At 70.4% G+C, this 20,263-nt stretch carries 14 protein-coding genes; 5 read left to right on the forward strand and 9 right to left on the reverse strand.

The window, feature by feature from the left end:
* Positions 1 to 35 precede the first annotated feature (35 nt).
* The 3 genes from PP359_RS07820 to PP359_RS07830 are packed head-to-tail and all read right to left on the reverse strand — an operon-like array spanning position 36 to position 4,067.
* A complete protein-coding gene (locus PP359_RS07820) occupies positions 36 to 2,384 on the reverse strand; it encodes an ATP-binding cassette domain-containing protein (protein WP_499250272.1) in 2,349 nt (782 codons plus the stop codon).
* Positions 2,385 to 2,444: 60 nt separating this feature from the next.
* Positions 2,445 to 3,023, reverse strand: coding sequence for a DNA-3-methyladenine glycosylase I (locus PP359_RS07825; protein WP_295777496.1), 579 nt, complete (start codon positions 3,021 to 3,023; stop codon positions 2,445 to 2,447).
* 9 nt (positions 3,024 to 3,032) lie between these two features.
* Positions 3,033 to 4,067 (reverse strand): epimerase, encoded by a 1,035-nt coding sequence (locus PP359_RS07830; protein WP_499250273.1) that lies wholly within the window; start codon positions 4,065 to 4,067, stop codon positions 3,033 to 3,035.
* A gap of 47 nt (positions 4,068 to 4,114) precedes the next feature.
* On the opposite strand from PP359_RS07830, the gene PP359_RS07835 reads away from it, so the two are divergent.
* Positions 4,115 to 4,714 (forward strand): DUF4166 domain-containing protein, encoded by a 600-nt coding sequence (locus tag PP359_RS07835; protein ID WP_499250274.1) that lies wholly within the window; start codon positions 4,115 to 4,117, stop codon positions 4,712 to 4,714.
* Positions 4,715 to 4,738: 24 nt separating this feature from the next.
* Here the strand turns inward: PP359_RS07835 and PP359_RS07840 are convergent, their stop codons facing one another.
* From PP359_RS07840 to PP359_RS07850, 3 genes are all read right to left on the reverse strand, one after another.
* On the reverse strand, positions 4,739 to 6,844 hold the full coding sequence (locus PP359_RS07840; RefSeq protein ID WP_036319123.1) for an acyl-CoA dehydrogenase family protein: 2,106 nt from the start codon (positions 6,842 to 6,844) through the stop codon (positions 4,739 to 4,741).
* A 167-nt stretch (positions 6,845 to 7,011) separates the two neighbouring features.
* Complete coding sequence (locus PP359_RS07845) at positions 7,012 to 8,493, reverse strand: MFS transporter (RefSeq protein ID WP_135949606.1); 1,482 nt, start codon at positions 8,491 to 8,493, stop codon at positions 7,012 to 7,014.
* A gap of 284 nt (positions 8,494 to 8,777) precedes the next feature.
* Positions 8,778 to 10,565 (reverse strand): glycoside hydrolase family 3 protein, encoded by a 1,788-nt coding sequence (locus PP359_RS07850; RefSeq protein WP_499250275.1) that lies wholly within the window; start codon positions 10,563 to 10,565, stop codon positions 8,778 to 8,780.
* Positions 10,566 to 10,694: 129 nt separating this feature from the next.
* Here PP359_RS07850 and PP359_RS07855 point away from each other — a divergent pair, with 129 nt between their 5' ends.
* Positions 10,695 to 11,975: a TetR/AcrR family transcriptional regulator gene (locus PP359_RS07855; RefSeq protein ID WP_499250276.1), complete on the forward strand. Its 1,281-nt coding sequence runs from the start codon at positions 10,695 to 10,697 to the stop codon at positions 11,973 to 11,975.
* Positions 11,976 to 12,081: 106 nt separating this feature from the next.
* Here the strand turns inward: PP359_RS07855 and recQ are convergent, their stop codons facing one another.
* The 3 genes from recQ to PP359_RS07870 form a co-directional block, all read right to left on the reverse strand.
* Entirely contained in the window at positions 12,082 to 14,103 is a 2,022-nt protein-coding gene (recQ, locus tag PP359_RS07860; RefSeq protein ID WP_499250277.1) for a DNA helicase RecQ, read from the reverse strand.
* A 180-nt stretch (positions 14,104 to 14,283) separates the two neighbouring features.
* A complete protein-coding gene (locus PP359_RS07865; RefSeq protein ID WP_499250278.1) occupies positions 14,284 to 16,845 on the reverse strand; it encodes a DEAD/DEAH box helicase in 2,562 nt (853 codons plus the stop codon).
* 57 nt (positions 16,846 to 16,902) lie between these two features.
* The gene (locus tag PP359_RS07870) at positions 16,903 to 18,096 is read right to left on the reverse strand and encodes a glycoside hydrolase family 3 N-terminal domain-containing protein (RefSeq protein WP_499250279.1); all 1,194 of its coding nucleotides are present in this window, start codon (positions 18,094 to 18,096) and stop codon (positions 16,903 to 16,905) included.
* Positions 18,097 to 18,102: 6 nt separating this feature from the next.
* Here PP359_RS07870 and PP359_RS07875 point away from each other — a divergent pair, with 6 nt between their 5' ends.
* The 3 genes from PP359_RS07875 to PP359_RS07885 are packed head-to-tail and all read left to right on the forward strand — an operon-like array spanning position 18,103 to position 20,183.
* Positions 18,103 to 18,570, forward strand: coding sequence for a GNAT family N-acetyltransferase (locus PP359_RS07875; protein ID WP_347418563.1), 468 nt, complete (start codon positions 18,103 to 18,105; stop codon positions 18,568 to 18,570).
* Positions 18,567 to 19,574 carry a pirin family protein gene (locus PP359_RS07880; protein WP_499250280.1) on the forward strand — a complete coding sequence of 336 codons (1,008 nt, stop codon included), beginning with the start codon at positions 18,567 to 18,569 and terminating at the stop codon, positions 19,572 to 19,574. Before PP359_RS07875 ends, PP359_RS07880 begins: the two co-directional genes overlap by 4 nt.
* Before the next feature lie 48 nt (positions 19,575 to 19,622).
* Positions 19,623 to 20,183 (forward strand): ECF transporter S component, encoded by a 561-nt coding sequence (locus tag PP359_RS07885; protein ID WP_039413055.1) that lies wholly within the window; start codon positions 19,623 to 19,625, stop codon positions 20,181 to 20,183.
* Positions 20,184 to 20,263 lie beyond the last annotated feature (80 nt).

A 20,263-nucleotide genomic window follows, 5' to 3' on the forward strand; every position in this document is an offset into this window, starting at 1 on the left:
CTTGCACATGGGGAGAACTACCCACTATTGGATCGTCATGCTCCGACGTAGGTAGCCAGATGACGAGCCGTGAGCGTCTCACCCGAGGCGATCAGGTCCTCAGGTGTTCCCGCGAACACGACTCGACCACCCTCGCGACCGGCGCCCGGACCGACGTCGATGATCCAATCGGCGTGCGCCATGACCGCCTGGTGGTGCTCGATCGCGATCACCGAGTTGCCGGCATCCACGAGACGATCCAGCAACGCGAGCAGGTTGTCGACGTCGGCGAGGTGCAGGCCGGTCGTCGGCTCGTCGAGAACGTACACGGCACCGGGCTTGGCCATCGCGATCGCGAGCTTCAGACGCTGCCGCTCGCCGCCTGACAGCGAGGAGAGCGACTGGCCCAGCGTCGTGTAGCCCAGCCCGACGTCGATCATCCGTCGCAGGACCGCGTGGGCCGGCCCCGTGCCGACGAACGGGGCAGCCTCGTCGGCCGACATCGCCAGCACCTCCGCGATCGTCTTGCCCTGCCACCGGTACTCGAGCACGGTGGCGCTGAACCCGCTGCCGCCGCACAGCTCGCAGCGGGTCTCGACACTCTGTGTGAACCCGAGATTGGTGATGATGACACCGAGGCCTCGACACGCGGGGCAGGCGCCTTCGGAATTGGCGCTGAACAATCCGGGCTTGACGCCGTTCGCCTTCGCGAACGCGGTGCGGATCGCATCCAGCACACCGGTGTAGGTCGCCGGACTCGAACGGCGCGAGCCTTTGATGGCGGTCTGGTCGACGACGACGACGTCGTCGAACGCCGGCAGGCTGCCGTGGATGAGCGACGACTTGCCCGATCCCGCGACTCCCGTGACGACGGTGAGGATGCCGAGAGGCACGTCGACGTCCACGGAACGCAGGTTGTGCAGATTTGCGCCGCGGATCTGGAGTGCGCCGCGCGCCGCGCGCGTCGCGGGCTTGAGTCGCGCACGGTGATCGAGGTGGGTGCCGGTGAGCGTTCCCGAGGCACGAAGCCCCGCGACGTCGCCCTCGTACACGATGCGTCCACCGGCGCGGCCCGCACCGGGTCCGAGGTCGACGACGTGGTCGGCGATGGCGACGACCTCGGGCTTGTGCTCGACGACGAGAACCGTGTTGCCCTTGTCACGCAGGAGCAGGAGCAGGTCGTTCATCCGCTGGATGTCGTGCGGGTGCAGGCCCGTGGTGGGTTCGTCGAAGACGTACGTGACATCGGTGAGACTCGAGCCGAGGTGGCGGATCATCTTGGTCCGCTGGGCCTCGCCTCCCGACAGTGTGCCGCTGGCGCGATCGAGCGACAGGTAGCCGAGGCCGATCGCGACGAAGGAGTCGAGCGTCTGACGCAGGCCCGCGACGAGCGGGGCCACCGAAGCATCGGTGATGGAGGCGACCCACTCCGCGAGCTCGGTGATCTGCATGGCCGCCGCGTCCGCGATGCTGACCCCGGCGATGGTCGACGACCGGGCTCCGTCATTGAGGCGCGTACCGCCGCAGGCGGTGCACGGCATGAACTTCACCGCGCGGTCGACGAAACTGCGCACGTGCGGCTGGAGACTGTCGCGATCCTTCTGCAGGATCGACTTCGTGATCTTGAGGATGAGTCCTTCGTAGGTCATGTTGATGCCGGCGACCTTGACCTTCGTCTGCTCCTTGTAGAGCAGGTCGTTCAGCTGCGTCGCGGTGAACTGCGCGATGGGCTCGTCGGGCGGGAAGAAACCGGACTCGCTGTACCCCTTCACCATCCAACCGTCGGGCGTGTAGCCGGGCACGCGAATGGCTCCGTCACGCAGAGACAGCGAGCGGTCGAGCACCTCGTCGATGTCGATCTCGCTCGCCTGCCCCAGGCCCTCGCACGCCGGGCACATCCCGCCCGTGATCTCGAATCGGCGGTGCTGCGTCGTGGACGCGCCCGCCGCGACCGTGAGGGATCCCGATCCGGACGCGGATGGCACGTTGAAGGAGAACGCCTGCGGCGAACCGATGTGCGGATGGCCGATGCGGCTGTACAGCACACGCAGCATCGCGTGGACATCGGTCGCCGTCCCGACGGTCGAGCGTGCGTTCGCGCCCATGCGCTCCTGGTCGACGACGATCGCCGGACTGATGTTCTCGAGCGCGTCGACCTCGGGACGGTTGACCTGGCCCATGAACTGCTGCACGAACGTCGGATAGGTCTCGTTGATCAGCCGCTGCGACTCGGCCGCGATGGTCCCGAAGACGAGACTCGACTTGCCCGAGCCGCTGACGCCGGTGAAGACCGTGAGCCGACGCTTCGGGATCTCCACGTCGACGCCCTGCAGGTTGTTCTCGCGTGCGCCCACGACGCGAATGAGGCCGTGGGAGTCGGCGACGTGTTCGGATGCCGGTGTCATGGCGACAGTCTGCCGCGAGGGTGCGACGTCGCACAGTCCCGCGTCGACCCGCTCGCGCGTTCACACCGCGCGGTGACACCCCGCGAGGTGATCGTCGACCATCCCGGCCGACTGCATGAGTGCGTACATCGTCGTCGATCCCACGAAGCGGAAGCCGGCGCCACGCAGCGCCTTCGAGAGCGCATCGGATGCCGCGGTCACGGCCGGCACGTCGGCGAACGCGACCGGACGCTCGCCCTCGGCCCGCACCGGCGGCGCGAACGACCACATGAGATCGTCGAGCGCACCCGGCTCCATCTCCCGCACCAGGCGGGCGTTGCCGATGGTCGCGAGGATCTTCGCGCGGTTGCGCACGATCCCGGCATCCGCCATCAGCCGCTCGACATCGTCCTCGTCGAACTCCGCGACCACGGCGGGCTGGAAGTTTGCGAACACCTCGCGGAATCGGGGGCGCTTCCGCAGGATCGTGATCCACGACAGCCCCGCCTGGAAGCCCTCGAGGCTCATCTTCTCGAAGAGGGCGCGGTCGCCGTGCAGGGGACGACCCCACTCCTCGTCGTGATAGCGCCGGTACTCCGGGTCGTCGCCCACCCAGCCACACCGGAGCAGGCCGTCCGGGCCTTCGCGCAGATCATCCACCCGGTCAGGCTAACCGCGGGCGCCGACATCCCCGGCGACGCCGGCGCGGGCGCCGCGCGGGGCGGCTGATGCGAGACTCGCTCGCAGCGCCTCCTCCAGGTCACGGTGCGCGAAGACGAACCCGGCCGCGGTCAGCCGCTCGGGGACGACCCAGCGGCTCTTCAGCACGAGCTCCGGCTCGGTGCGCAGCAGCCACATCGCCGGCTCCAGCATCCAGCGGAAGGCGGGCACCCCGAAGGGAGCGCCGACGATGCGCCGCAGTGTGCGCATGAGCGTGCGGTTGTCGGAGGCCTGCGGCGCGACGACGTTGACGACGCCGGCCAGCTCGTCACGCTCGATCAGAAAGTGCATCGCGGCCACGACGTCGTCGATGTGCACCCAGCTGAAGCGCTGGCGTCCGCGGGTGCGGTGGTGCGGCGCGCGACCATCGCCGCTCGGATGCGGCCCGATGCCGCGGTAGCGGCGGTGCTGCAGCCACCAGCCGTCGCGCTGAGATCCGCCGAGGCCGAGACGGGCGAGCGTCGTCAGCATCCGGGTGGCGGGGCCGTCGCCCAGCACGATCGCCATCCGCATCGCGACACGGCGCGTCTGCGGAAGCTCTCCCGCGAAAAGCTCGTGCTCCCACGCCCGCGCCACGTCGACGGAGAATCCCGTGCCGAGCTCACCGGCATGCTCGGTGTGCGGGGCATCGGTGCGGTGCCGGTAGATCGTGGCGGTGGACGCGTTCAGCCACACGGCCGGAGGCGACGACGCCGCCGCGATCGCCGTCCGCAGGGCGCGCGTCGTCTCGATGCGTGAGCGCAGGATCTCGTCGCGGTTGCGGTCGGTGTAGCGGCAGTTGACCGACTTCCCCGCCAAGTTCACGACGACCTCGGCTCCCTCGACGGCTCTGACGAGTGCGGCGGCGTCGTTCCAGGCCACGCCGGTGGTGCGACCGACGACCGTGACCTCGTCGCCACGAGCGCGCAACGACGCGACGACGGCCCTCCCGATGAAGCCCGACGCCCCGGCGACGACGACGCGCCGCCGTGTCTGCTCGTGCACCGGCATCCCCTTTCTGAACGTGTTCAAAACAAGATACCCTCGGAGGCATGAGCGCGTCCAGTGACACGTCGGTCTATCAGAAGGTGCTCGGTCTGCGCTTCGCCGACCTCGACCCACGCCTACGCGTCTACTTCGGACCGATCCCCCCGGGCGCGGTCGGCGCCGGCGAGGGCACCTTCGAGGTCGCCGGAGCGAGGATCGCTCTCCTGCGCCCCGTCTTCGTCGCCCTGGCATGGCGACGCGTGCTGTTTCCCGAGAACGAGCAGGAGGTGCCGTTCTCGGTACGCAACGAGCGCGGGCCCGACGGGACCCTGCGCGCCGTCCGCACCTTCCGGTTTCGCAGACGCGAGCGCGTCATGCTCGACAGCATGCAGGCCGTCGAGGGCGCGATCGTCGACCGGCTCGGGCGACGGGGAGGGTTGGAGGTGCGCCTCGCTGCCGCCGTGATCGATGGCGGCCTTCGGCTGCGCTCGGATCGGCTCGCCTGGCGGATCGCCGGCCGGCGCATCCCCCTGCCGCCGTTCGCCCAAATCGTCGTCGATGAACGGATCACCGACGGCCTGCAGCGAGTGGATGCCGTCGTGCGCCTGCGCGGAATCGGCACGGCGTTCCGCTACCGCGGCAGCTTCACCTACGAACTCCGGTGAGGAGCGCACCCTCCGCGGCGCTACCTACTTCTTCTTGAGCGACTTCTCCGAGACGGGCGCCTCGCCGGCGGCGGCGAGATCGGCGTAGTAGGCCCGCGCCTCGCGCTGGCGCTCCTGCTCGGCACCGGAGGCGATGGGCGCGCGGACGTGCTCAGGCTCGAAGGCGAACGCGTCGACGAGATCCTGCGCGTGCGGACGCAGCCGCAGCAGCAGGCGGTCGATGTACTTCGAGACGGATGCCGCGCGCTGTGCCGACAGTCGGCCGTTGATGAGGTACCAGGCGAGGTGCTTCTCGATGAGGTGCAGACCGAACAGGTCGCGCAGCCACCCCAGCACCTGCGCCGTGCCGGGATCGGAGATGCCGGCGATGCCGTCGCTGAATGCCTCCCACTGCAGCAGCTCGCCGTGTGCCCGCGCCGCCTCGATCAGCTCGGCCTGATTGGCATTGAAGATCGCCGCTGCCTCGGCGGGCGACGCCTTGGATGCCGGGCGCAGCCGCCCGGCGATGTCTTCGATCATCTGCCGCACGCGCTCCGCGAGCAGCTCGTGCTGCTGCTCGGCCCGCAGCCCGAGCTCGACCGAGCGCGCGGTGGAGCCGAAGTCGGTGACGGCCTGACCGAGCTGGCGCAGCCCCGCCCCGTGGAACACCTTGCCGGCGGTCTGCTTCGCGGCGAAGGACGCGAGCTTCGCGGCATCCGCGCCCTTGAACTGCTTCGCGAAGTCGTTGAGCAGGCGCTTGCCGACCAGCTGGAGCAGGACGTTGTTGTCGCCCTCGAAGGTGACGTAGACGTCGAGGTCGTGGTGGAGGCCGACGAGACGGTTGTCGGCCATGAAGCCCGAGCCTCCGCAGGCCTCGCGGCATTCCTGGATGGTGTCGAGAGCGTTCCACGTGGACAGCGGCTTCAGCGCGGCGGCGAGGGTCTCGAGGTTCTCGCGCTCGTCGGGGGTGTCGGTGCGTCCGCTGAAGACGCCGTCGAAGGTGCGCAGCAGCTCGTCGTTCGCGAAGAACTGCGCGTACACCTGCGCCAGTCGGGGCAGCAGGCGCCGCTGGTGCTTGCCGTAATCCAGCAGCACCACCTCGTCGCTGCCCGACCCCGAGTCGAACTGGCGACGCTGACCGGCGTAGGTGATCGCGATGTGCAGCGCGAGCGCGGTCGCGGTCGTCGCCGCGCCGTCGAGCGAGACCCGGCCCTGCACGAGCGCGCCGAGCATGGTGAAGAAGCGGCGCCCGGGGCTCGGAATGTCGGAGCTGTAGGTGCCGTCGGCGGCGACGTCGCCGTAGCGGTTCAGGAGGTTGAATCTCGGGACGCGAACGTGGTCGAACGCCAGCCGTCCGTTGTCGATGCCGTTGAGCCCGCCCTTGACGCCGTCGTCCTCGCTCTGCACGCCCGGCAGCATGTTGCCCTCGTCGTCGCGGATGGGGACGAAGAAGCAGTGCACGCCGTAGTTGACGCCCCCGGTGATGAGCTGGGCGAACACGGTCGCGGCCCGACCGTGCACGGCGGCGTTGCCGAGGTAGTCCTTCCACGCGCCGCGGAACGGCGTGTTGATGACGAACTCCTCGGTCTCCGGGTCGTAGGTGGCGGTCGTGCCGATGGCGGCGACGTCGGAGCCGTGTCCGATCTCGGTCATCGCGAACGCCCCCGGCAGCGTCAGTTCGATGACATCGCGCAGCCACGCATCGTGGTGCTTCTCGGTTCCGAGCTGGTAGATCGCGGAGCCGAACAGGCCCCACTGCACACCCGACTTGATCTGCAGCGACGGGTCGGCCAGAACGAGCTCCATGAATCCGGCGAGGTTCGCGCCGTTGTCCTCGAGGCCGCCGTACTTCTTCGGGAACGCGCGCCGCGACCCGTTGTTGTCGACGAGGGTCTGCAGCTGGCCGAACACGCGTTCGCGGTGGTCGGCGACCGACAGCCCCTCGATCTTCCAGAGCGCCGGATCCTTGATCATCTCGCGGGCCTCGCGTCGGGTCTGCGCCCACGTTCCCAGCAGCAGATCGGTGACGGTGTCGACGTGGATGCGCGGCTCGTGGGCCTCTGCGGCGGTGTGCGCAGCGGTCGGGGCTCCGCCGGCGGGCGTTCGCGTGTTCGTGGCGGGCTTCTTCGGACGGACGGCGGCGTCGGTCATCGGCGTACCTTTCGACAGCGGACAGGAAGACTCACGCTCGACGCTAGGAGCGCGCCGGGCGCCTCGCAAAACGCTTGCGCGCTGCCCACAAAGCGGCGCGCCTCAGCGGCATCCTCACCTGTATGAGACCCACACCCACGTTTGGTGAGACTGAGTTCCACCGGGTTTCACCGCGTCGGCCCTCCGTCGCCCGCACGGACCGCACCGTCGGGACCCTCGACGAGCGACAGGGGGTCGGCGATGTCCTCGAGCGACTTGCCGGCCGCGCTGATGCCGAACACACCCGCGATCACACCGCCGAACATCATCACCGCGGCGCCCAGCACGTACCCCCAGAACAGCGGTCCGCGATCGGTGCCGTCGCCGACCATCGCGCCGTAGAGCGCGGGGGCGACCGCGCCGACCAGCTGCCCGATCGAGAAGACGTACGAGATCACCTGGCTGCGAAGCTCCAGCGGGAAGATCTCGCTCACCGTGAGGTAGGCCGCGGAGGCACCCGCCGACGCGAAGAAGAACGAGGCGCACCAGAACGCGGTGTGCGTGGCCGCGTTGAGGACCCCCGCGTTGAAGAGGAAGGCGCTCACCAGCAGGATGAGGCCGGCGAGCACGTACGTGCCGAACAGCATCCGGCGCCGCCCCCAGGTGTCGAAGAAGTGGCCGAGCAGCAGTGCGCCCGACAGGTTGCCGACGGCGAAGACGATGAAGTACGTGGATGCCGCGGCGGGAGGCGTGTCGTAGAAGTTCTCGAGCACGAGCGCGTAGGTGAAGAAGATCGCGTTGTAGAGGAACGACTGCGTGACCATCATCGTCACGCCCACCAGCGTGCGACGCGGGTACTTCTGGAAGAGCACCTTCGCGATCGTGAGGAACGGCACCCGGCCGTACTCCTTGACGACGATCGCCTTGGACTCGTCGACGGGAGGCAGGTCCTTGCCCTCGCGGCGGATGCGCTCCTCGATGCCGTCGACCGTGCGCTCCGCGGCATCCTCCTGCCCGTGCGTCATCTGCCAGCGGGGGCTCTCGGGGATGTGGCGACGCAGCCAGATGATCAAGAGGCCCAGGAGCGGTCCGAGGAAGAAGCTGAGCCGCCAGCCGATGTCCTGCGGAAGGATGTCGGTGTTGAGGAAGAACACGTTCGCGACGGCGCCGAGGGCCGCCCCACCCCAGTAGGTGCCGTTGATCGCGATGTCGACCCGGCCACGGTACTTCGACGGGATGATCTCGTCGATCGCCGAGTTGATCGCCGCGTACTCACCGCCGATGCCTGCTCCCGCGATGAAGCGGAAGACGTAGAAGAACCACGGCGCGAAGGCGAGCCCGGCCATGGCGCTGCCGACGAGGTAGATCGCGAGCGAGAGGATGAACAGTTTCTTGCGCCCGAGCCGGTCGGTCAGCCGGCCGAAGACGAGGGCGCCGGTGACCTGGCCGAGCAGGTAGAACGTGCCCGCAAGGCCGACCTGGAACGAGTCCATCCCGAGGGTCTGGGCGTACCCGTTGGCTGCGACGATCTGCACCTCGAGGCCGTCGAGCACCCACGAGAAGCCGAGGCCCACGACGATCATCCAGTGGAAACGGGCCCAGGGCAGCCGGTCCATCCGCGCGGGCACGAGCGAACGCACCTCTTTGACCTGCATCTTCGACGACGCCATCGCCGTTCCTCTCCGACGCGCGACCTCGCGTACGTCGGGCACAGTTCTACTCCTGCGTGCACCGTCGGCGCCTCCGCTTGACGCGGGGCGATCGCGGGGGTAACGCGCGTGAGCGTGGCAGCCGCCCGGCGGGCGCGCGGAGGGCCGCGGCGCCGCAGCGGATGCGGATCACGCGCACAGAATCGGATGCCGTGCGCGGCGGCATCCGATTCTGTTGCGCGGGCCCGAATCCGATGTGGGAACGGGGTCAGGATCCGGGGTCAGAGCCCGGGTGGGATCCGGGGTCAGAGCTCGAGGCCGTGACCGAAGCGGAAGAGGGGGTCGGCGGTGTCGAACGGGACGTCGGGACGTGAGGCCTCGACCGCGGCCATCGAACGAGGGAGATCGAACGGGAGCTTTCCGCGCGCCGACGCGCGGCCCGACAGCACGTCGAACAGGGCCGCGGCACCGGCGCCCCAGTTCGCGGTGAGGCTCACGCCGAGCTCGGCGAAGGGCGTGAGGATCGCGGGACGATCGAGGAAGACGTCGACCACGGTGGGCACCACTGCCGCGACCTCGGCGACGTGCGCGACCACCTCGGCAGGGAAGTCGAGCGAACCGGCGTGGAAGAAGTTCTCGAACGCCGATCCTCGCTGTTCGTAGGGCGCCTGAAGCCGCAGCACCGCGACGTCGGCCTCCGCGGGGGTTGCGACGAGCTCGCCATAGGCGGCCGCGACGGCTGCATCCACCCCCTCGACGTAGAGCTTGACGCCGCCGGCGAAGGGCACGGATGCCGTCGCGGACAGCACCGCGATCGAGGCGCGCTGCGCAGCCTCGCCCGCGGCACGGAATGCGGCGGAGCCGACGATCGCGTCGGCCGCCTCGGCATCCACGAACGGGTCGTCGAAGAGCCCCAGGACGAACTTCTCGCGCAGCAGGCGTCGCGCCGACACATCGAGGCGCGCGTCGGACACGACACCGTCGGCCACGAGCTGCACCAGGATCTCGGTGCAGCGCTCACCGCCGAACTGGTCGGCCCCGGCATCCAGGATCTTCGCCATGCGCTCGGCGGGCGTGAGGTGCTCCACCCCCCACGCGCGGGCCGGGAAGGGCGTGCCCATGATGTCGCTGTCGGTGATGAGGCCCCAATCGGTGCAGACGACGCCGTCGAAACCGAAGCGCTGGCGGAGCAGGCCCGTGAGCACGCTCTTGTTGAAACCGAAGCCGACCTCTTCGTAGGGGGTGCCGATCGGCATGCCGTAGTACGGCATGACCTGGCGCACGCCGGCGTCGAAGGCGGCCGCGAAGGGCGTCAGGTGCAGCTCGAACGCATCACCGGGGTAGACCTGCTCACGGCCGTACGCGAAGTGGGGGTCCTCGCCGTCCTTCTGCGGCCCGCCGCCGGGGAAGTGCTTGACCATGGTCGACACCGAGCCGGGCCCGAACGTCTCGCCCTGGAATCCGCGGATGTAGGCGGCGCCGAGGCGCGCCGACAGCTCGGCGTCCTCTCCGAACGTCTGCAGCTGGCGCGCCCAACGCGGCTCGGTCGCCAGATCGACCTGCGGGTGCAGGGCGACACGGATGCCGACGGCGGTGTACTCCTGCCGGGCGATGTCGCCGAAGCTGCGCACGAGATCCTCGTCGCGGGTCGCGGCGAGCCCCAGCGCGTCAGGCCACTGCGAGAACGGACCGGCGTGCATCGCCGCGCCGGGGTTGTCGGTGAACGAGTGGCGGGGGTCGGTGGACAGCGACACCGGGATGCCGAGCCGGGTCGAGGCTGCGAGCTCCTGCAGCCGGTTGTGCCAGCGTGCGATGTCGCCCGCCGAGGGCGCGGCGCCCAGGAGGTTGAAATGCGTCATGTGACGCTCGCGCACGTACTCCTCGGTGGACGGGAGCCCGAACGCGGGGTCGCCGCCGGAGAGCTCTCCGTCGGGGCCGATCGTGATCATCGTCTGGAAGAACAGGCCCGCCTTCTCCTCCACCGTCATCTCGGCCAGCAGCAGGTCCACGCGCTCGTCGACGGAGAGCGTCGCGTCGAGCCAGGGGCGGGCGCCGACGTCGGGGAGGGTCGGGGCGGATGACAGCTCTGTCATGGAGGGGTCCTTTCACGGCGACGCACGGATCCGGTGCGCCTCTGTGCCGACCGTACACGAAACCCGACCGATTGGTAACTCTTTCCGGCGGGCGCCGCAGGCCGGGGTTAGGGTGAGCGGGGAGGCAGGATGACGACGGCAGTGGCGCGAACACGCAATGCTGCGGCGACGCGCGCGCGCATCGTCGAGGCCGCGCGTGAGGTCTTCATCTCTCGCGGGTATCGTGCGGCGTCGCTGCGCGATGTCGCGACCGCGGCGGGCATCAGCCACCCGGGGCTTCTGAAGCACTTCGCGACGAAGGACATGCTCCTCGCCGCCGTCGTCGCCGGGTTCGACCGATCGACCGAGACGGCTCTCGCCGACCACGACGGCGCGCGCGAGGCCGGCGCGCTGCTCTTCTCGTCGGTCGCGGCGAGGAACGCGACGATCGAGGGCTATCTCGCGCTGTATGCGGCGCTCGTCGGCGAGGGCTCCACCCGCGGACACCCCGCGCACGCGGCGATGCGCGAGCGCTACCGTCGACTGCGCGAGGTGTTCGTCGCGCAGCTGTCCGCGGCCCGCACCGTCGGCGCGGTGCATCCCGGCCGCGACGTGGGCGGCGAGGCCGTCCGCATCGCGGCGGTCTGGGACGGCCTGCAGCTGCTCCAGCTCTATCTGCCCCGGCGCGTGGATCTCGTGTCGCTGCTCGCCGACATGCAGGAGATGCTGGTCGCAGCCCCCGGCGCGCCCGGTCCGGCGCAACGCGACGGGGGTGAGGATGCCGCGGCATCCGCCCGTCCCGCGCCCTGGCCGACGCTCGATCTCGTCGACGAAGAGCCCGAGACGACGGAGGGCTACCGCGTCGGGCGCGAGCGGCGATCTCGGATCGTGCGCGACGCGACGGCGCTGTTCGCCCGGGATGGGTACGCCGACACCAGCCTGCGAGAGATCGCCGAGCGCGTGGGGGTCTCGAAGTCGGCCCTGCTGCACCACTACCCGTCGAAGGATGCGCTGCTGCGCGCCGTGCTGGCCGAGCGCGATCGTGCCATTTCGGTGTCACCGCCCGCGCACGCCCAGCGCGCTGCCGATGCGCTGCGGGATCTGCCGCGCAACGCTGCGATCAATGCGGCGTCCGCGCCCGGACTCATCGAGGTGTACGCGGTGCTCTCGTGCGAGGCACTGCCGCCCGACCATCCGGCGCACGACTACTTCACGCAGCGCTTCGCCGCCACGATCGACCATTTCACCGCCGTCCTCCGCGCGGCGCAGCAGGACGGCGACCTGCCGGCCCACCGCGATCCCGCCCGTGAGGCGATCCGGCTCGTCGCACTGTGGGACGGCTTGCAGTACCAGTGGCTGTACGACCGCGAGAGCGTGGACGTGGCCGCAGAGCTCGCCGCCCACCTCGACGACATCCTCCCCCGACGCTGATCGGCCACCGTCGGCGGCGGGTGGCCTGCGGCCTACGGCTCGCATCGGATCCGGTCGTCGCTGCATGGACGGGCACCCCGCTGAGCCCGCAACTCGCGCACGCGCGTCAGTGCGCGGCGATGACCGCGAGGACGCCCTCGCCGTAGGCCTCGCGCTTCTTCGCGCCGATGCCCGTGATGCCGTCGAGCGCCGCGATGGATGCCGGGCGCTGCTCGGCCAGCGCCCGCAGCGTCGCATCGCCGAAGACGATGTACGCGGGCACGCCCTGTTCTTTCGCGACCCCGGCACGCCAGGCGCGAAGGGCTTCGAAGAGGTCGCGGTCACCGTCGGCCACGGCGTCGGACGCCGCGGCCTTGCGGACGCGCGCCGCACCCCCGCCGCGCCCGAGGACGTCGCGGCGCAGCGGCACCGGCGTCTCACCGCGCAGCACCGCCGCGCCTTCGTCGCCGACCGCGAGCACGCCGTACTCGCCGCGCGCGACGATGACGCCGCGAGCGAGCAGTTGTCGGATGACGCTGCGCCAGTCCTGATCGCTGAGGTCCGCTCCCAGCCCGTACGTGGCGAGCGTGTCGTGACCTTGCTGACGGATGCGCTCGGTCGACGCTCCGCGGAGGATGTCGACCAGGTGCCCGGCACCGAACGCCTGATTGCGCTCGCGCTGCAGCCGCACGATCGTCGACAGCAGCTTCTGGGCGGGGACCAACCCGTCCCAGGTGTCGGGCCCGTCGAGACAGGTGTCGCAGTTGCCGCACGGCTCGGAACTCTGCCCGAAGTAGGCAAGAAGGTTCTGCCGGCGGCACGAGACCGTCTCGCAGAGGGCGAGCATCGCGTCGAGGTGTTGACCGAGCCGCATCTTGTACGACCGCTCGCCCGGCGACTGATCGATGAGGCGCCGCTGCTGCACCACGTCGCCGAGGCCGTAGGCCATCCAGGCGATGGCAGGCTCGCCGTCGCGGCCGGCCCGGCCCGTCTCCTGGTAGTAGCCCTCCACCGCTTTCGGCAGGTCGATGTGGGCGACGAAGCGTACGTCCGGCTTGTCGATGCCCATTCCGAAAGCGATCGTGGCGACCATCACCACGCCGTCTTCGCGGAGGAAGCGCTGCTGGTGGTGAGCACGCACCGCGGCATCCAATCCCGCGTGGTACGGCAGGGCGTCGACCCCTTGCGTGCGCAGATACTCGGCCGTCTGCTCCACCGACTTACGGCTGAGGGCGTAGACGATTCCGGCGGCGCCGACCGGCTGGGCGCGCACGAACTGCAGCAGCTGACGGCGCGGATCGACCTTCGGCTCGATGCGGTACTGGATGTTGGGACGATCGAAGCTCGCGACGAAATGCCGTGCGTCGGGCAGGCGCAGCCGCTCGGTGATCTCCTGATGGGTCGCGCGCGTGGCCGTCGCCGTGAGCGCCATGCGCGGCACCCCGGGGAAGCGCGCGCTCAGATCTCCAAGCGCGAGGTAGTCGGGACGGAAGTCGTGACCCCACTGACTGACGCAGTGCGCCTCGTCGATGGCGATCACACTGAGTGTGCCCCGCTGCAGCAGGGCACTCGTCGCGGGAGCGCTGAGGCGTTCGGGCGCGACGTAGAGCAGGTCGAGCTCACCGGCGAGGAAGTCGCGCTCGACACCGGCGCGTTCGGGCGGGCTCTGGGTGGAGTTCAGATACGCCGCCCGCACACCGTTGGCGCGCAGGGCGTCGACCTGGTCGTGCATCAGTGCGATGAGCGGACTGATGACCAGCCCCGTGCCGGGACGGACGAGCGCGGGAACCTGATACGTGATCGATTTGCCGCCGCCGGTGGGCATGAGCACCACGGCGTCGCCGCCGGCGACGACGTGCGCCACGATGTCGCCCTGATCGCCGCGGAACTCGTCGTAGCCGAAGACCTCCTTCAGGACGGCCTTCGGGTCGGACGCAGACGCGGCGCGCGGCGCGGCCGGGCGGGCGGGTGCGGTGGCGACCGGGTTGGCGGCCGGTGCCGCGTCCCGTGTCGCGCGAGCGAGCGCACCGGCATACCCGTCGTACTCCGGCGGCGGCGGGGCGTCGGCGTCGTCGGGCGGAGTCAGCTCATCCACATCCCACGGCACGTCCGCGTAGGGGTCGTCGTACCGATCGGTGGCTGCACTCACCCGTCCAGGCTAGCCGCGGCATCCGACACCCACACCCGCACCGCCCACACACCCCACCCACACCCCGCCGAGCCGCCACGATCCCGCCGAGCCGCCACGACAGATCATGGCGGCTCGCGCAGAACATGGCGGTTCGGCGATCCCCGGGTCGCCGGGGTGCTCGCGGGCGGGCGCGGCGGGTTAGAGCCGCACGACCTCGGTGACGCGGACGACGGCGGCTCCCTCCTCGACGGAGGCGGCGAGATCGACCTCGGCCCGGATACTCCAGTCGTGGTCTCCGGCCGGATCGTCGATCGTCTGCTCGACGCGCCAGAGACCGGATGCCGCGGCATCCGCCGTGTCGATCGCACACAGCCGCGGTGAGCGCGCGGGGCCGCCGGTGAGGATCTCGTCGTGCTCGTCGTAATAGCGGTCGAGGGCTTGCGGCCAGTCGACGTCGGGATCGAGGGCGACCAGCGCGTCGTCGTCCTGCCGAGCCGCGAGCTGCACCCGCCGGAACAGCTCGTTGCGCACGAGCACCGTGAACGCGCGCTCGTTCGTGAGGATGGAGGGCGGCGCCGGCGGCACGACCGGAGCGCCGTCCTCAGGCAGCACCGCCGTCGGGTCGATGAGCGCCGACCACTCGTCGACGAGACTCGAATCGACCTGGCGCACGAGTTCGCCGAGCCACTCGATGATGTCGCGCAGCTCATCGGTTCTCGCATCGGCGGGAACGGTCTGGCGAATCGCACGGTCGGCGTCGGACAGGTAGCGCAGCACCAGCCCTTCACTGCGGGACAGCTGATAGAAGGAGACGTATTCCGCAAACGACATGGCCCGCTCGAACATGTCGCGGACCACCGATTTGGGGCTCAGTTCGAAGTCGCGCACCCAGGGCTGCGACGAGGCGAACACCTCGAAGGACTGCGTCAGCAGGTCGGCGAGCGGTTTCGGGTAGGTGATCTCCTCGAGCAGCGCCATGCGCTCGTCGTACTCGATGCCGTCGCGCTTCATGGCGGCGACCGCCTCGCCCCGGGCGCGGTACTCCTGCTGGGCGAGGATGGCGCGCGGGTCATCGAGGGTCGACTCGATGACGCTCAGCACGTCGAGGGCGTAGTGGCCGGTGCCGACACCACCCTGCGCGGGGGCTCCGCCCGGCAGGACGTCGTCGTCCGGCGTCAGCAGCTCGATGGCGGCGAGCGCGAAGGGCGACAACGGCTGGTTGAGCGCGAAGTTCGGCTGCAGGTCGACGGTGAGCGCGATGCGCGGGCCGGATGCCGGGGAGCGGTCGATCTCGACGATCCCGGCATCCACGAGCGTGCGGAAGATCGCGATCGCGCGTCGGGCGAGGGCGAACCGACGCGCGATCGGCTCGTGGTTGTCGAACACGAGCGCGCGAACGTGGCCGAACACGTCTCCCCCGCGACCGATGACGTTGATCAGCATCGCGGCGGTGAGCTTCAGCTGCGGCACGAGCGGCTCGGGAGCGGCGGCGATGAGCCGCTCGTATGATCCCTCGCCCCAGTTGACGACACCGGTGGGGGCCTTCTTGCGGACGATCTTCTTGCGTTTTGCCGGATCGTCGCCGGCCTTGGCGAGCGCGACCGCGTTCTCGATCTCCCACTCGGGCGCCATGACCACGACGTTGCCGTGGGTGTCATAGCCGGCACGTCCCGCGCGCCCGGCGACCTGGTGGAACTCGCGCGCGGTGAGCTGGCGCATCTTCGTGCCGTCGTATTTGCTGAGCGCGGTGATCATGACGGTGCGGATGGGCACATTGATGCCGACCCCGAGGGTGTCGGTGCCGCAGATCACCCGCAGCAGCCCGCGCTGGGCGAGCGTCTCGACGAGGCGTCGGTAGCGCGGCAGCATACCCGCGTGGTGCACGCCGATGCCGGCCCTGACGAGGCGCGACAGCGTCTTGCCGAAGCCGGTCGTGAAGCGGAAGCCGCCGATGGCGTCGGCGATCTCGTCGCGCTGGGCGCGGGTGGTGAGGGTGACGGATGCCAGGGCCCGCGCACGCTCGAGGGCCGCTGCCTGTGCGAAGTGCACGATGTAGACCGGCACCTCGCGCTCGTCGACGAGCATCGTCAGCACCTCGTGCACCGGCCGGCGCTCGTACGAGAAGTGCAGCGGGACCGGGCGCTCGACGCCGGTGACGAGCGCCACCGGACGGGACGTGCGGCGCTCCAGATCGTCGGCGATCGGTGTGACGTCGCCGAGAGTGGCGGACATCAGCAGGAACTGCGCCTGCGGCAGCAGCAGGAGCGGCACCTGCCACGCCCATCCCCGATCGGGATCGCCGTAGTAGTGGAACTCGTCCATGACGACCTGGGCGATCTCCGCATCCGCGCCGTGGCGGAGGGCGATGTTGGCGAGGATCTCCGCGGTGCAGCAGACGATCGCGGCATCCGGATTCACCGACGAGTCGCCGGTGACCATGCCGACGTTCTCGGCGCCGAACACCTCGACCAGCGCGAAGAACTTCTCGCTGACCAGCGCCTTGATCGGGGCCGTGTAATACGAGCGGCCGCCCGCGGCCAGGCAGGCCGCGTGCGCGGCGATCGCGACGAGCGACTTGCCGGTGCCGGTCGGCGTCGACAGGATCACGTTGGCGCCCGACACCAGCTCGATGACGGCTTCGTCCTGTGCGGGATAGAGCGCCAGCCCGCGCCCGGCGGCCCAATCGACGAAGCCCTGATAGGCGGCATCCGCCGACGCGCCGACGGGCACGAGATCGTTCAGTGCCGCGGGCGAGGTCATTCCCCGAGTCTGCCAGGCGCCGCGGTGCCACCGCCGCACGGTGCCGCCGCGGCGGGATCAGGGGCGCGCGGCCTTGGCGGCGAGCACGTGTCGTGCGGCGTCGTCCACACGCTGTGCGAACGCGGGTTCGGCCTGCGCCTTGGCGAGCACCGCGTCGTACATGGCCGCGAAGACGCTGGGGTCCGTCGATGCGAGCACGACGTCGACCCCGGCGCTCACGGCGAGCACCGCGCGATCGGCCGGGCTCCACGCCTGCACCGCCTGTGCCGCGGAGAGGTCGTCGGTGACGATCATCGCGTCGGGCCCCACGAGCGACCGGGCGAGGCCCACCACCGTCGGTGAGAACACCGCCGGTGCAGAGGGGTCGATGTTCTGGTAGATCGCGCTCGAGACCATCACGGCGGCGGGGCCGCCCTGCAGCAGACGGCGGTAGACGGCGACGTCGGGGCCGTCCGCGGTGACGGTCGTGTCGACGACGTCGGCGGTGGTGTCGGTGTTGGCGGTGACGTGACCGAGCCCCGGGAAGTGCTTGAACACCGGCATGACACGCGAGGCCCGCATCCCGTCGGCGAACGCGCCGGCCTTGGCGACCACCGTCGCCTCGTCGTAGCCGTACTGACGGCCGAGCGCACCGATCGGCGGATTGTCGAAGCGCGTCGCTTCGCTCGTGACGATGTCGGCGACGGGCGCGAGGTTGAGGGTGACGCCGGCGGCGGCGAGCTGCTGCCCCCACGTCGTCGCGGAGGCGCGCAGCTGGTCGTCGGGCAGGTCCGCCTGCCGGATCGCGTACGGGATGTCATCGAAACCCGGCCCCGTGAGCACCTGGACCTCGCCTCCCTCCTGGTCGGTGGAGACCCAGAGGGGGATGCCGTCGGCATCCGCGCTCGTGAACGAGCCCACGAGCGCCGCGACCGCCGCCGCCCCCGCCTGCGAACGCCCGTGCAGGAAGATCCCGCCCGCGTGCCGGTCGGTGACCGCCGCCATCGTGGCCGGCGTCGCGGCATCGATCTGCGTGCCCACGATGAAGAGCTGTCCGACGCGCTGGCGCAGGTCCAGACCGGCGAGCGGGTCGACGGTGGGCTTCGGGGTGGGAGTCGTCGTCGGGGCGGGTGACGGAGCGGAGGTCGACGGGGACGGGGACGGACCGTAGGCACCGCAACCCGCCAGGCCGAGGGCGATCACCGCGGCGGCCGCGGCGGAACGCAGCGCGCGCGAGAGCCGTCGCGAACGGAGGCCGGAAGAAGACGTCACCCCGCCATCCTCCCGGTTCGCCCGCCGCCGCGACAGGCCTGGTGCCCTGACCGAGAACCGGCCTACGGTGGGAGGACACCTGCACACGAAAGGGACGTCATGAGCGACGACATCCGCATCGCCCGCAACGACGACGCCGACCGCTACGAGATCCTCGTCGACGGACGGGTCGCCGGTTTCACCGAGTACGAAGCGGATGCCGAGGGCCGGCACGTCTTCCCGCACACGGAGATCGACCCCGCCTACGGCGGACGCGGACTCGGCACGAAGCTCGTCGCGGCGGCGATGGAGGGCGAGTCCGCGCGCGGGGTTCCCGTGGTGCCCGTGTGCCCGTTCGTCGTGAGCTACCTGCAGAAGAACGAGGTGCCCGGCCTCGCCGTGGCCTGGCGCGAGGGCGACGTCGAAGCGGCGAGCGCCGCGTCGACCGCCGAACCGACGCCGGGCGACGAAGGGGTGGGGTCGTCCCGAGGATGACCAGGCTCGACGACGCGGCCCCCGACCTGGCCGGACCGGCCGCCTGCGACGGTCCCCGCTCGCTGCTGCTGGAGGCCCGCGAGGTCCCGCTCGGCGGCGTGCGGGCGATGGAGGTGCACCGCAGTCTGCCCCAGCGCACACTGCCGATGGTCGGCGCCTGGTGCTTCCTCGACAGGTTCGGGCCGCAGACCGCGCGCATGCGGGTGGAGCCGCACCCCCACATCGGCCTGCAGACCGTGACCTGGCCGCTCGTGGGCGAGGTGCGCCACCGCGACACGCTCGGCAACGACGTGGTGGTCAGGCGCGGCGTCCTCAACCTCATGACCAGCGGCGCCGGCATCGCACACTCCGAGTACTCCCTGGGCGAAGACGCCGTGCCACTGGATGCACTGCAGCTGTGGGTCGCCCTCCCGGAGTCGCGGCGCCACGGCGCGGCGGACTTCGAACGGCACGAGAACCTGCCGATCGTCACCCTCGACGACGGGGAGCACGGCGCCGGGGCCACGGCGACGGTCGTGGTCGGGGTCTTCGCCGGCGTGCCGTCGCCCGCGACGATACACACGCCGATCGTCGGCGCCGAGATCCGCCTGCCGGCGGGGGCGCGGGTGCGCCTTCCGCTCGATCCGGCCTGGGAGTACGCCCTCGTCGGTGTCGCCGGGGTGCCCGAGGTGCGCACCGCGGAGGATGCCGCGACCGCCCTCCCCGACCAGGGGCTGCTGTACCTCGGCATCCATCGCGACGGGGTCGAGGTGACGGCGCAAGAGGACACGACGCTGTTCCTGATCGGCGGCGAACCGTTCGAGTCGGACATCGTCATGTGGTGGAACTTCGTGGGGCGCTCGCACGATGAGATCGTGGCCGCGCGCGAAGCATGGGAGAGCGAGGCCGACGGCGGCGATCCCGCCGCGGCGCGCTTCGGGCACGTCATCGGACACGACCGTGAGCGGGTGCCGGCGCCTCCCCTTCCGGCGGTGCGACTGACTCCTCGACGCCGCACGGTCTGAGGGTTTTTCCCGGCCCGGGCTCCGCGAGCGCGCAGCTACGCTGGAGGCGTGGCCCGAAACACCGTCCTGTCGACGCGCGTCCTGCTGGTGTGCGCGGCAATCGGCGTGGCCACCGGCATCCTGGGCGGCATCGCCGGGCTCGTGACGCCGATCGTCCTCTCCGTACCCGGTCTGGCCATCGTCTACGGCCTCGTGCTGGGCGCGCACGTGCTTCCCGGCATCATCGCGCAGGAGGTGCTGCGCCTGCCGCTGGTGGCCGTGCTGACGCATGTCCTGGCAGCGCTGGTCGCCAGCGCGTTCGCGCCGATCTGGAGCGCGCGTTTCCTCGGCACGGCACTGCTGTTCGGTGCGATTCAGGAGGGTGTGGCCGCGCTCACCCGCTACCGCGCGTGGGGTGCGTGGCGGTTCTTCATCTCCGCGGTCGTGATCGGTGTGCTCGTGGCGGTCGTGGTCTTCTTCGCCGCGCATCTGAGCGCCTACCCGCTCTGGGCCCAGATCGCCTATCTCGCCCTGTCGGTGTGCGGACCGGTGGCCTGGACGGCGATCGGACTCGGCGTCGGCGCGTCGCTGCGGCGGGCCGGCGTCGCGCGGCAGATCGTTCGGCGCTGATACGGGGTTCCGGACAGGAGCTAGGTGGGAGAAGTTAGGTTCGGCTAACCTGAGGGGAGACGCCCGACCGACCCTGGGAC

This window comes from Sphingomonas sp. BLCC-B65, from assembly GCF_028550675.1.
Lineage (GTDB): Bacteria > Actinomycetota > Actinomycetes > Actinomycetales > Microbacteriaceae > Microbacterium.

Bases quoted from the DNA above. Each gene is read 5' to 3' on its own strand.
- PP359_RS07845 (WP_135949606.1), bottom strand. From the start codon at position 8,493: ATGGCGTCGTCGAAGATGCAGGTCAAAGAGGTGCGTTCGCTCGTGCCC.
- PP359_RS07820 (WP_499250272.1), bottom strand. From the start codon at position 2,384: ATGACACCGGCATCCGAACACGTCGCCGACTCCCACGGCCTCATTCGC.
- PP359_RS07835 (WP_499250274.1), top strand. From the start codon at position 4,115: ATGAGCGCGTCCAGTGACACGTCGGTCTATCAGAAGGTGCTCGGTCTG.
- PP359_RS07880 (WP_499250280.1), top strand. From the start codon at position 18,567: ATGACCAGGCTCGACGACGCGGCCCCCGACCTGGCCGGACCGGCCGCC.
- PP359_RS07840 (WP_036319123.1), bottom strand. From the start codon at position 6,844: ATGACCGACGCCGCCGTCCGTCCGAAGAAGCCCGCCACGAACACGCGA.
- PP359_RS07855 (WP_499250276.1), top strand. From the start codon at position 10,695: ATGACGACGGCAGTGGCGCGAACACGCAATGCTGCGGCGACGCGCGCG.
- PP359_RS07865 (WP_499250278.1), bottom strand. From the start codon at position 16,845: ATGACCTCGCCCGCGGCACTGAACGATCTCGTGCCCGTCGGCGCGTCG.
- PP359_RS07850 (WP_499250275.1), bottom strand. From the start codon at position 10,565: ATGACAGAGCTGTCATCCGCCCCGACCCTCCCCGACGTCGGCGCCCGC.